Below are 11,710 nucleotides of genomic sequence, written 5' to 3'. Positions count from 1 at the left end.
CTGATGACCAGGACGACAAGAGCCGTGTAACGGGAGACTGTTACGCACGGTTCTGTGAGGGCCGGGGGGTGAGATTCCCCCCGGCTACTCGGCGGCACGGTTGCCGCAGGACGAGTACGCCTTGTCCCCGGCGACTGCGTCGGGCCGGGGGTGGACCTTGCCGGTCTGCCCGCCCCTGGAACGTCCAAGGAGGGCGGCCTTCAGCCGGAGTTTGTGCCGACGCCGGACGCGTCGTCGTTCTTCCCGCGCGGGATCGCTTTCGGCCTCATGCCCTCTTTGTTCTTCGAGGCCGCCCCCTTTGACCTGGCCTTCTCCCCCTCAGCGGCGGCTTTCTCCAGGGCGATGACGACCTCCTCGTCGAGGTGCATCCCGGCCGCGTCATGGTGGGCACGGGCGGTGGGGGAGTCGATGCTGACCAGGGACAGGTCCACCTCACCGCGCTTCGCGGCTTCCGCGATCAGGCCCTCCAGCAGGCCTCGAAGACCCCGGCGTCGCGCCACTGCCGGAAGCGGTTGTGGACGGTCGGCCATGCACCGAACTCGGTCGGCATCTCCCGCCACTGGCCGCCCGTCTTGAACCGCCACATCACGCCCTCGAACTGCTGTCTCAGCCGCTCGGGGTACGGGCCGTACTCGCCGATCGGCAGGTACGGCTCGATGAACTCCCACTCCAAGACGCTCAGTTGCACTCGCGTCACGTACGAAGGTCTACCGGACCAGACCGTGCCACGCAGGCACATTCCGCAGATTGATCACGACTCGATACCCCCTAGCTGGCTAGGGGCTCAGGCGCTATGTGCGGGTGCAGCCCCTGGCTACCGGGGATGCGGGGGCGCAGACGTACTGGCGGTCGGCGGCGCTGTGGCTGACGTACCGGCCGACGCACTGGTTGTTGGTGCCGAGGCCCTGGCCGCGGCACCAGTCGATCGCGGCGTTCCCATCGCGGAAACCGGGGCGGTAGATCATCCAGTAGCCCGGCCGCAGTGAGGCGTAGTCGCCGCTGTCGATATACCGCACGTCGTTGATGCCCTTGGCCCGCAGTGCCGTGATGGCCTTTTCGCGGGCGCTGGGGCCCTTGCTCTGGTCAACCGAGGCGAGTTGGGCGACCCAGGTGTCGGCCACCTCGTCGGCGGGTGGGGGTGCTTGGGTGGTCGGGTCCGGGTCCGGGCCCGGGTCTGGGTCTGGGTCCGGGGCCTTGGTGGGTTCCGGGGTGGGCTCCTGAGTGGCCGTCGGTGTGGGGGTGGTGGGCTCCCTTGTCGGGGTCGTGGGTGAGCTGGTCCGGTTGCCACCCTTGTCGCCCCCCGCCTGGTCATCGGTGTCCCCGCGCAGTGCGAACACCACCGCCGTGGCGGCCACCACGGCGACGGCCGCCGCGATCACCGAGACGATCACGGGCGTACGGCTACGGCTACGGGTCCCGGGGTGCGGACGGGGCGCGGTCGGCCGGGGCGTCGGGGCCCCGGAGGCGGTGGGGCGCGGGCTGTCCAGCTGGGTCGGGGGCGGTGGCAGCGGGGGAACGTACGCGGTCTGGGTCGGCTGCGCCCACGGCGCCTGCCTACCCGACTCGACCTCCGCCAGCATCGCGTCCAGGCGCTCGGCGTCGGGCCGCGCCGCCGGGTCCCGTACCAGCAGGGCACTCAACACGGGGGCCAGCGGCCCGGAACGTACCGGCGGCGGCACCGGGTCATCCAGGACCGCCGCGAGCGTGGCGAGCGTGGTGGCGCGGCGCAGCGGGCTGACGCCCTCCACGGCCACGTACAGCACGAGGCCGAGCGACCAGAGGTCGGAGGCCGGGTCGGTGTCGACGCCACGGATGCGCTCAGGGGCGATGTACTCGGGCGAGCCGATCAGATCGCCGGTCGCGGTGAGCGAGGTGGCGCCCTGGAGGGCAGCGATGCCGAAGTCGGTGAGGACGGCCGAACCGTCTTCGCGGAGCATGATGTTGGCGGGCTTGACGTCGCGGTGGTGGATGCCCGCCGCGTGCGCGGCGCGGAGCGCGGCCAGCACCTGGCGGCCCATCTTGGCCGCCTCCGCTGGAGGCAGCGGACCTTGGCCGAGCCGGTCCTGGAGGTTGTGGCCGGGCAGGAGCTCCATCACCAGCCACGGGTGCTCAACCTCCTCGCCCGCTTCGACGATGTGATGGATCGTCACCACATGGGGATGGTTCAGTCGGGCCAGCGATCTGGCCTCGCGCAGCACCCGCTCCCCGAGTTGGGCGCGCGCGTCGGCCGTCAACGCCGGTTCAGGGGGCCGGACTTCCTTCAGGGCCACCTCGTGGTGCAGCACGGTGTCGCGAGCCCGCCACACCGTGCCCATGCCACCGCTGCCGAGCCGCCGCAGCAACTCGAACCGCCCGTCGATGATCTCGCCGGGTGTGCTCGCGTTCCCCGATCCCCCGAATCCCTCTACCCTGCCGTGTACTCCAGGCAGGGTAGAGGGCCATGGCCGGGGGCCGCGCGTCAGCTCGCGCGGTAGGCCGTCCAGTGGTCCTGCATCCGCTGGGCCTGGCCCGCGGTGAACTGGTACATGCACGCGTCGTACGTGTAGTCCATGAAGTTGTGGATCGGGTCGACGCCCGCCTTGCGGGTGCAGCTGTCGCGGCCCTCGGGGCACTCGTACGCGGGGCTCTTCTCGGCCGCCGTGTCGTCGACGTAGTCGCCCTTGCCGTTACAGCCGCCCTGGAAGGTGTGGTACAGGCCCATCCAGTGGCCCACCTCGTGGGTGGCGGTGTCGCCCTCGTTGTAGTTGCCCGCGGTGCCGCCGGGCAGCGAGGTGTCCAGGACGACCACGCCGTCCATCTCCGGGCTGGACTTGTACGAGGTGGGGAAGGTGGCCCAGCCGAGCAGGCCGCCGCCGAGGTCGGCGGTGTAGAAGTTGAGCGCGTCCGGGCCGCCCTGGCGGAGCGTGGACTTCATCTGCTTCTCGGCGGTGGAGCCGTGCGAGAGGCCGTTGTACCAGGAGGCGTTGTCCGTGTAGGTGGTCTCCTGCAGCGTGAACTGGAAGCCGGAGTCGGCGTTGCCCTCGCCCTGTCCGCCGAAGCCCTCGTTCAGAACGGCTATCTGCTTGCTGATGTCCGTCGCGGTGAGCTTGCCCTTGGTGCCGTCGTGGATCACATGGAAGTAGACGGGGATCGTGACGGTCGTGGCGGCGGAGACATCGAACCCTCGGTTGCTCGAACGCGCCTTGTCGAGCTTCTTCTTGAGATCGGCGTTCATCGCCTCGGCCTTGGCCGCGGTGATGTCGTTGGGCTCGTTCGCGTGGTCAACGTGGTCGTCGTGACCGGGCCTGGCCTTACGGGCGGAGGAGACACCCTCGTCGTCACACTCGTCATCGGCGTGGACGGCGCTGCTGGCGGGTGCGGCGCTCGCGTGTCCCGTGGGGGCGGACAGCGGGGCGGCAAGTGCCAGGGTTCCAGCCATGATTGCCGTGCCGAACAAGCGTCTACCCAGACGTGGAGATATACGGGCAAGGTGGCGCATGGTGACTCCTCACGGATGCGGTCGGGGAGGGATTTCCTCACCGCCGCGGCGAGATTACGTGGCCATGTCAGATGTGAGGGAGGAACGATCAGGCCCAATCAAACGTGAGGTGAATCGGGCCAACGGGGAGAAAATTTGAGGCATCAATCAGTGTTTGAAAGATGGCTGAAACATATGAGGCAGCCAGGGCGGGTGGTGTGTCCGCATTGGCACCGCGAACGGACACCACTCGCCCGGTGGCGTGATCTCTCGGTAACAGGCGCGATCATGGCCAAAATTGATTGGCGGATCTGCCAGTTGGTCGGTTCGCGGTTGGGGCGCGTATCTGGTTGTGATCAATAGGTGGTCCGGGTGAGGTGCTTGAGCCAGATAGGGTGCCCCCGAAGTCAGGCATGGGGGAATCTCGTTGGAGCGACGGAAGCTGATCGGGATCGGGGCAGGGCTGGCGGTCCTACCCGCCTGGTGGACCCTGCGTCAGGTGGCGAACAGGGCCAAGGGGGACTGGCACACCGACACCACACCGCTGCAGCGGGCGTTCCCGCTGCTGGGCCCGCTCACCGACGCCAAGTGGGTGAGCAGCCGGGACAACGATCGGGACATACCGTCGCCGGAGCTGGTGATCTCGGGCTTCGCGCGGCTGACACCGGGGAAACTTGCCGAGCTGACGGCGGCCCACGCCTTCGTCTCCGAGGGGCCGCCCGATGACTTCTCGTGGTTCGAGGAGCCGCTCAAGGGCGAGGGGCCGGAGAACCCCCAGTGGGTCCGGTCGCACGAGCTCGAGCGCGACGGCAGCGGCTACTTCACCCAACTGTGGTTTGACCGTCGCAGCGACACTGTCCGCTTCTGGGCGCTCAACCCTCACGGCTAGGGCGCGTCGATTGTGATCAATGGGCGGTCCGGGTGAGGTCCCTGAGCCAGATTACCGAGGCGCGCAGGTGGAGGCCGGCGAGGTAGCTGTCGGGGGTCTTGTCGTATCGGGTGGCGATGCCTCGCCATGCCTTGAGTTTGTTGATCAGCGGCTCGACGGTGTTCCGCTCCTTGTAGGGGTCGGCGTCGTGGCCGACGGGCCGGCCGTCCCCACTGCCCTTCTTCTTCCGGTCGCCGGCGACATGGATCTTGCTGGTCTGCCCGCCCCTGGAGCGTCCGAGGAGGGCGGCCTTCAGCCGGAGTTTGTGCCGTCGCCGGATGCGTGTCGAACCCGCCGTTCGGGTACGGAACACCCCCGCGTCGGCGGGGAGGCGGCGTGAGGGCCCGCGGGGAGGCGGCGTACGGGCCCCAGGGCCCTCGCCCTGGCCGGGCAGAAGGCCGACGGCTTCATCCTCCAGCTCGCGGACCCCTTCCTCACCGAGTGGATGATCAAGGCGGTACGGGACGCGGCGGCCGACGCCGGACGGGACCCCGACGCCGTCACCATCTGCGTCGCCGCGCCCGCGTACGTCGGCGACGACCTCGCCCACGCCCGGGAGCAGTGCCGGTGGTTCGGCGGGATGGTCGGCAACCACGTCGCGGACCTGGTCGCCCGCTACGGCGAGCACTCGGGTCTTGTGCCCGAGGCGCTGACCGCGTACATCAAGGACCGGCACGGTTACGACTACAGCCACCACGGGCGCTCCGGCAACCCGGACACCGCCTTCGTGCCTGACGAGATCGTGGACCGGTTCTGCCTGCTGGGTCCCGCCGAGGCGCACATCGAGAAGCTGCGCCACCTGAGGGACCTGGGCGTCGACCAGTTCGCCGTCTACAGCATGCACGATGCCCGGGAGGCGACGATCGACGCGTACGGCTCCGCGATCATCCCCGCCCTGACCGGCTGACGCCCCCGGAGGAGAGCCTGCCGGAGCCGGGCGGGCGGAGGCGTCAGCCCTGGGCGAGGTCCAGGGCGTGTTCGAGCACCTCGCACGCCTGGAGGTGGTTGCCGGACTCCTGGAGCAGACCGGCGAGCCTGCGGCAGACCAGCACGGCTTCCGGGCCGCGTGTCTTGTGCGTCTGGTGGAACGCCTGTTCCAGGACCTCGATCGCCTCCCTGAGCTGACCCGCGTCGGCCAGGGCCTCGGCCAGTTCGAGCTGTACGGCGAAGGCGTGGCTCTCCCCGCCCGGGGACTGTTCGCCCAGGGCCAGCCGGAGGATGGGCAGGGCGTCGCGGTTGCGTCCCTCGGTGCGCAGCAGACGCGCCAGGTTCAGTCCGGCGGCGACCAGCGCCGCGCGGACGTCGGCGTCCACGACCGGGCCCGCCGGGACATGGCGCTCGGCGCGTGCGCGGTTGCGGATCAGGGGGAGGCGCCCGATGTCGTTCTCCTGCGAACGCTGCGGTTTCGGCCGGTTCTTCGCCCGCAACCGCTCGTCCAGCACCCGGTAGATGGTGTTGAGATCGATGAGTTCCTGCCCGTCGGCCACCCCCGTCCGCATCAGATGGAGCAGCTCGCCCGTGAAAGCGGTGTGGACCTCGCCCTCCGGGGCCAGGGCGAGTCTGTCCTTCGGGGAGGCCGTCAGTACGTAGGCCCCGTCGACCGCCACCCGGCCGGCCAGCGTGTCCGCGTCGCCCGCGAGGGTGCGGGCGGCCCGCCCGCTGAAGCAGCAGTCCAGCACGATCACCCGGCGCCTGGCCCTGGACGAACGGATGGCGGCCCGCAGATGCTCGAAGGCCACCGCCGTGTAACCGGTGTTCTCGCGCGACCCCGTCAGGGCCAGATAGAGGTCCGCGGTGTCCGCGTCGCGCAACCCGTGCCCCGCGTAGTACACGAAGAGGGTGTCGGTGGCCTCCTCCGCCGCGCTGTGCACCGGATCGAGCATGGCCGAACCGTCCTCGGGATCCAGCACGACCGTGCAGTGCGGTTCGGGGAGACCCCAGAGCATCGCGTCCCGCAACGCTTCGGACAGGTCGCGCAAGTTGGCCTGGACCGCAGGCAGTTGTTCGAGGCTCCGGTAGGAGTGCGTGCCGATGAGCACGGCCCGGGACGCGGCCGGGTCAGGAAGCCTGGTCATCGTCGGAGTTGCCGTCCGCTTCCCGGTCGAGCAGCGTGACGATGCGCTCCACCATGTCGGCCGAAACACCGTTCGCCGGGATCTCCACCTCGACCGCTCCCCTCCGCAGGGTGATCGCGGGCCGGTTGCGTCGCGATTCGCGCCACTGGGCCACAGACACGACCAGGGCTCCGGTGGACAGCCCCGAGCCGATGAGGAGTTCCAGGACATCGAACCCCGTACCCATGGAGCCGGGCGGTGCCGTCGTGCCGCTCGCGAGCCTGCCTCTCACCTCGTGCCGCAGCGAGTCCTCGGCATCCACCCAGCGCAGCAGCGAGCGGAGATCCGCCTCGCCGCCCTCGGCGTGGTCGTTCCCGACGACGCGTACCTCAACCTTGGTCATTTGATGGGTCCTTTCTCCGTTCCGCCCGGGCCCCGACCCCCGAGAACAGTGCGAGCGCCACCTCGCGGGCACCGAGTCTCGCCAGGCACACGGCCTGCCAGTACTGGGAGGTGAGCGTCGTGGGGTGGGAGGCGCCGAGTGTCCTCGTGCAGACCTGCACCACGGAGGCGAGCATGTGAGCGGCTTCCTGCAGCTCTCCCCGCAGAACGAGATTGACGGCCTCCCGCTGGCGCGACAGCGCGTTCTCCGCCGTCATGCTGCCCAGGACGGTCTGACGGGTCACCTCGCTGAGGGACAGCGGCAGTACGCGATCGGGCCGTAGTTCCACCACGGGGCCCTGGGGGAGGGCGGCGTCCAGATACTCCGGATACGAGGTCTCGGCCTCGGGAGGGCGGTGAACCTGTCGGACGGCGTCCTCGCGGACGGACCGCCGCACCAGCTCACCGAGGAGCCGGGCGGTGTCCGGCTCCGTCCGCAGCGCGAGCAGGTCGGTGAGCGCCGCGGCAGCACTCTGCGGCCGCTCGAACGGTTCCCGGGCGGAGAGTGAATCAACGAACTCCGCCAGCTGCGGCGGAATACGGTGACGGCTCCGGGCCAGCCGGGGCGCGCCCTCGTCGACAGCACGTTCCACGACGGCCCCGACGTCGTCGACCTCCGCGAGCGGGGGCTCACCCGTGAGCATCAGATACATGCACATGCCCAGGCCGTAGAGGTCGCTCGTCGGTCCGGGCCGCTCGCCCCGCATGATCTCCGGAGCCATGTACCGGGGGGTGCCGACCAGCGCGCCCACCTTGGTGATCACTGAGTCCTCGGTCAGGCGGACCAGTCCGAAGTCCTGCAGGACGACCCGTCCCTGGGAAGTGATCCGTACATTCGACGGCTTGACATCTCGATGCAGCACACCCGCTTCGTGGGCGGCCGCCAGACAGGCACAGACCCCGATCCCGATGCCGACGGCGGCCGCGTCCGGCAATCGCGCCCGCTGGGCCACCAGTGTCTGCAGGTCGACGCCGTCGAGATACTCCATCACGAGGTACGGAGAGCCGTCGAGTATGCCGATGTCGTACAGCGCCGGTGTGCCGTCGCCGGCGATCCGTGCCAGGGCCCGGGCCTCCCGGTGGAACCGCTCGGACAGCCGCTCGGTGTCCGTCGACGAGGCCGCCACGGAGAGGATCTTCACGGCGACCCTGCGGTCGAGCACCAGGTCCTTGGCCTCGTGGACCACACCCATGCCTCCCGCGCCGATCAGCCGCCGCAGGCGATAGCGCCCGCCGATCACTTCCCTGCCCGACACGTGCACCCCCCCCGTGATGGCCCCCCGGACGATCCTGTCCCAGCAACGGGGAGCAGGGCAACCGGATCCGGGCACCCGGCATGTCGGCCGGACCGGTGGGCAGTTGCTCGGTCGGCGCTCGCCGGACCGGCGGACGTGTGCCCCTCAGCGCTCACCGGGTCGGCAGGCGTTCACCGGGTCGGCTCTCACCGGGCATGCACCGAACTCGACTTGACGCTCACACCGGTTTGATGCTGCGGCCCAGCAGCGCCGTGACATCCACCGTCTCGTCCGCCGACGGAGTGGCCGTGGGCACTGGCCTGTTGAAGCCGGAGAAGTTCACGGTCCCCTCCTCGGAGGCGTCCCGCACGGTGATCCGCACCGGGTACGGCTCGCCCTCGGCTGACACGTAGGCCGTCACCCGCTCGCGGCCCTCGGTCCGGGTCACCGGAACCGCGGGCGCGCCGTTCACCTCGGTCTTCTCGCCCTTCGTCAGCGTGCCCCGGTCCGCCGCATCGGCGTTGTCCTCGATCAGTCCGCGGAAGGTGTCGAGATCGCAGACCTCGGTCACCGTGAGCAGTCGCGGATGGTCGGCCTCGGCCTTCATGTAGCGGCCGTCGAGGATCGCGTCGAAGGCTGAGCCGCCGATGGGCACATGGGTCTTCCAGAAGGCGGCGTCCGGTTTCAGCCAGACGTCGTTGCCGCGCTTGACGATCTCCACCGACCCCTCGTCGCCCATGTCGACCCCGCCCGCACAGTTGCCCTCGCGGTCGAGCGTGAGGTCGAGGCTCACATCCGAGCCGCTGCCGTCGAGGGTGCCGCGTGCGCTCAGATGCAGGGACGAGACGCCGAGCAGGGCGTCGCGCGAGCGGTCGACGATCTCCTCGGCGCTGAGCGAGTCGATGTCGTCATCGGCCTGCGCGACCGCACCACTCGTCAGGATGAGGGCTACGGCCGCCGTTCCTGCCGCCGCACGTGCGGCCCAGCGGTGTCCGCTCACGTCGCCTCCTCGAAAACGCGCCGGTCAGGGGGGTGCGCTCCATGAGAACCGGCACATTCGAGCGTACGCCGACCGTGGGGGCGCCGCCCGGCGCGCATACGGAGCGTCAGGAGTAAAGACGTTTCTGGCTACGGAGGGTGGGCAGAGCTGCGGTGGTCCCGCCAGGGATCACGGTAAGCGCACACCACGTAGACCACGCACACCACGTAGACCACGTGAACCATGTAAGGAGAACCATGAAGCTGTTCACGGGGAACAAGCGGCTCCGGTCGGCCCGGCGGACCGTCGCCGCCGCCTCCGTGGCGGCCGCGCTGGCCGTCCCGGTCACCGCCGTGACCGCCACCGCCGCCCCGGCCGCGATTCCGCCCGGCCTCTCGTGCGACACCGGCAAGCACGCCATCGACGACTACACGGGCTTCGCGCTCTGTCGCAACAACGGCAGCCGGACGCAGACCTTCTGGGTGCACCTGGTGTGCGGCTGGTCCCCGGACGTCGACGGCAACCACGTCACCCTGAGGCCCGGCGAGTCCGGCCAGTCCACCGCCCACTGCGGGAAGTTCGGCACCGGCATCGGCGAGATCCACGTCCGCCCCTGACGCCCTGGCGGTAGAGACGGGAACGGCCTGTGCGGCCGCACTGCTTGAGCGGGCCGCCTCCTCTCGTTACCCTCCAGTAAGTACGGGTGGGTGCAGCCGGGACGACCGGTCGGCCCCACGGTTACGAGGGAGGCGGCACGCCCATGTCCTCAGCGGAGCCCACCGAGCAGGCCGGACCGGCCCCGCGGCCGCACCCCGGCCGGACCCCCCGTCCGGACCCCGCCCCGGCGCCGATGCCCGGCCTCGCGGAGAGCGCGGGCCGGATCGCCGACGGAGCCACCACCTCCACCGCCCTCGTCGCCGACGCGCTCGCCCGGATCGAGGCGACGCAACCCACCCTCAACGCCTTCCGCCATGTGCGGGCCGAAGCCGCCCTGGCGGAGGCCGCCGAAGCCGACCGCAGACTCGCTGCGGGGGAGCGGCTGCCGCTCCTCGGCGTCCCCGTCGCCGTCAAGGACGACACCGATGTCGCGGGCCTGCCCACCCACTTCGGCTGCGACGGCGAACGGCCCCCTGCCCCCGCCGACAGCGAGGCGGTGCGCCGGCTGCGCGCGGCCGGGGCGATCGTCGTCGGCAAGGCCAACTCCTGCGAGCTGGGCCAGTGGCCGTTCACCGAGGGCCCCGCGTTCGGCGCCACCCGCAACCCCTGGAACCCCGCCCACACCCCGGGCGGCTCCTCCGGCGGATCGGCGGCCGCCGTCGCCGCCGGGCTCGTCCCCGCCGCCCTCGGCTCGGACGGGGCCGGGTCCGTCCGCATCCCCGCCGCCTGGACCCATCTCGTCGGAATCAAGCCCCAGCGCGGCCGCATCTCGGTCCACCCGCACCACGACGCCTTCCAGGGCCTCACCGTCAACGGCCCCCTCGCCCGTACGGTCGCCGACGCGGCGCTCCTGCTGGACGCGGCCGCGGGCGCGCACCCGGAGGACCTGCACCGCCCGCCCGCCGTCCGCGCCGCCGATGCCGCCCGCCGGGACCCGGGCCGCCTGCGTATCGCCCTCGCCTGGCGGCCCCCGCTCACCCTCACCCGTGCGGCCCCGGACCCCGAGGTGCGCCGGGCCGTCACCGAGCTGGCCGAGGCCCTCGCCCGGCTCGGCCACCACGTCGAGGAGGCCCGCCCCCGGTACGGGCTGATCGGCCTCGCCTTCGTGCCCCGCGCCACGGCGGGCATCGCCGAATTCGCCGCCCGCCACCCCCAGCCGGCCCTGCTCGACCCGCGCACCCGCAGTGCCCAGCGGACCGGGACACGCCTCGGGGGACGGGCGGTGCGGGCCGCCCGCGCCCGCGAAGTGCGCCAGCATCGCCGGATCGGGGCGCTCTTCGACGCCTCCGGGTTCGATGTGCTCCTCACCCCGACCACGGCCGCCCCGCCGCCGCGTATCGGCCGGTTCGACGACCTCAGCGCCTGGCGCACCGACCTCGCGATGGCGGCCGCGTGCCCGTACGCCTGGCCCTGGAACGTCCTCGGCTGGCCCGGCGTGAACGTCCCGGCCGGCTTCACCCGCACCGGCCTTCCCGTCGGCGCCCAGCTTCTCGGCCCCTCCCGCAGCGAGGCGCGGCTGATCGCCCTGGCCGCCCAGCTGGAGGACGACCGGCGCTGGTACGAGCACCGGCCGCCCGCCTGACACACCACGCTCAGCCCCGGACCGCACCACTGCCCCCCCCGGCCTGGAGACCCCTCACCCGCCGCGACCGTGAGGACACCGCGCAGGCTGCCCGGGGTCTCGGCAACGAGGAGATAGCCGCCCGCACGGTGATCCGCCCGTACCCCGCCGAGACGCACGTGAGCCGGGCGATGATCAAGCCCGGCACCCGCGGCCGGGCACGGCTCGTGGTGTCCGCCTGCGAGCCCGGGCCGGTCGAGCCCCGGTCACGGGCGGCGGAGGACCGGGCTCCGGGCCCGTGGAACCCCCGGAGTGCCGCAAGGCCGTGCGGGGGCCTTGTGGAGCCCCGCGCGTCGAGGAGATATCTTGATGTCAAGCAATGTTGCAGACGTGGAGCG

At 71.1% G+C, this 11,710-nt stretch carries 9 protein-coding genes and 3 pseudogenes; 4 read left to right on the top strand and 8 right to left on the bottom strand.

Annotated features, from left to right (window positions below):
• Positions 1 to 93: 93 nt before the first annotated feature.
• The 3 genes and pseudogenes from ACZ5WC_RS32545 to ACZ5WC_RS32535 form a co-directional block, all read right to left on the bottom strand.
• Positions 94 to 697, bottom strand: a pseudogene (locus ACZ5WC_RS32545) (transposase); the annotation flags it as partial.
• A 94-nt stretch (positions 698 to 791) separates the two neighbouring features.
• Positions 792 to 2,315 (bottom strand): serine/threonine-protein kinase, encoded by a 1,524-nt coding sequence (locus ACZ5WC_RS32540; protein WP_468544199.1) that lies wholly within the window; start codon positions 2,313 to 2,315, stop codon positions 792 to 794.
• 143 nt (positions 2,316 to 2,458) lie between these two features.
• Positions 2,459 to 3,418: a zinc metalloprotease gene (locus ACZ5WC_RS32535; protein ID WP_468544198.1), complete on the bottom strand. Its 960-nt coding sequence runs from the start codon at positions 3,416 to 3,418 to the stop codon at positions 2,459 to 2,461.
• Positions 3,419 to 3,884: 466 nt separating this feature from the next.
• Between ACZ5WC_RS32535 and ACZ5WC_RS32530 the strand changes: the two genes are divergently transcribed.
• Positions 3,885 to 4,346 (top strand): hypothetical protein, encoded by a 462-nt coding sequence (locus tag ACZ5WC_RS32530; protein WP_468544197.1) that lies wholly within the window; start codon positions 3,885 to 3,887, stop codon positions 4,344 to 4,346.
• A 16-nt stretch (positions 4,347 to 4,362) separates the two neighbouring features.
• Here ACZ5WC_RS32530 and ACZ5WC_RS32525 read toward each other — a convergent pair.
• Positions 4,363 to 4,665, bottom strand: a pseudogene (locus ACZ5WC_RS32525) (hypothetical protein); the annotation flags it as partial.
• A gap of 84 nt (positions 4,666 to 4,749) precedes the next feature.
• Between ACZ5WC_RS32525 and ACZ5WC_RS32520 the strand changes: the two are divergent.
• Positions 4,750 to 5,292 (top strand): annotated as a pseudogene (locus tag ACZ5WC_RS32520) (TIGR03842 family LLM class F420-dependent oxidoreductase); the annotation flags it as partial.
• Between the two features lie 43 nt (positions 5,293 to 5,335).
• On the opposite strand, the gene ACZ5WC_RS32515 reads toward ACZ5WC_RS32520, so the two are convergent.
• The 4 genes from ACZ5WC_RS32515 to ACZ5WC_RS32500 all read right to left on the bottom strand — a co-directional run bounded on the left by ACZ5WC_RS32515 (position 5,336) and on the right by ACZ5WC_RS32500 (position 9,115).
• The gene (locus ACZ5WC_RS32515; RefSeq protein ID WP_468544196.1) at positions 5,336 to 6,460 is read right to left on the bottom strand and encodes a caspase, EACC1-associated type; all 1,125 of its coding nucleotides are present in this window, start codon (positions 6,458 to 6,460) and stop codon (positions 5,336 to 5,338) included.
• Positions 6,444 to 6,842 (bottom strand): effector-associated constant component EACC1, encoded by a 399-nt coding sequence (locus ACZ5WC_RS32510; protein ID WP_468544195.1) that lies wholly within the window; start codon positions 6,840 to 6,842, stop codon positions 6,444 to 6,446. The genes ACZ5WC_RS32515 and ACZ5WC_RS32510 overlap by 17 nt, the downstream gene beginning before the upstream one ends.
• Positions 6,829 to 8,136 carry a serine/threonine-protein kinase gene (locus ACZ5WC_RS32505; RefSeq protein WP_468544194.1) on the bottom strand — a complete coding sequence of 436 codons (1,308 nt, stop codon included), beginning with the start codon at positions 8,134 to 8,136 and terminating at the stop codon, positions 6,829 to 6,831. Before ACZ5WC_RS32505 ends, ACZ5WC_RS32510 begins: the two co-directional genes overlap by 14 nt.
• 217 nt (positions 8,137 to 8,353) lie before the next feature.
• A complete protein-coding gene (locus ACZ5WC_RS32500; protein ID WP_468544193.1) occupies positions 8,354 to 9,115 on the bottom strand; it encodes a hypothetical protein in 762 nt (253 codons plus the stop codon).
• Positions 9,116 to 9,351: 236 nt separating this feature from the next.
• On the opposite strand from ACZ5WC_RS32500, the gene ACZ5WC_RS32495 reads away from it, so the two are divergent.
• Together ACZ5WC_RS32495 and ACZ5WC_RS32490 are read left to right on the top strand one after the other, a co-directional pair.
• The gene (locus tag ACZ5WC_RS32495; protein WP_468544192.1) at positions 9,352 to 9,711 is read left to right on the top strand and encodes a hypothetical protein; all 360 of its coding nucleotides are present in this window, start codon (positions 9,352 to 9,354) and stop codon (positions 9,709 to 9,711) included.
• Between the two features lie 143 nt (positions 9,712 to 9,854).
• Positions 9,855 to 11,333 (top strand): amidase, encoded by a 1,479-nt coding sequence (locus ACZ5WC_RS32490; protein ID WP_468544191.1) that lies wholly within the window; start codon positions 9,855 to 9,857, stop codon positions 11,331 to 11,333.
• Positions 11,334 to 11,710 lie beyond the last annotated feature (377 nt).

Source organism: Streptomyces sp. NPDC033165 (genome assembly GCF_055577965.1).
The sequence above is the reverse complement of the archived record's forward strand: the minus strand, read 5'-3'. Positions and strand labels throughout refer to the sequence as shown.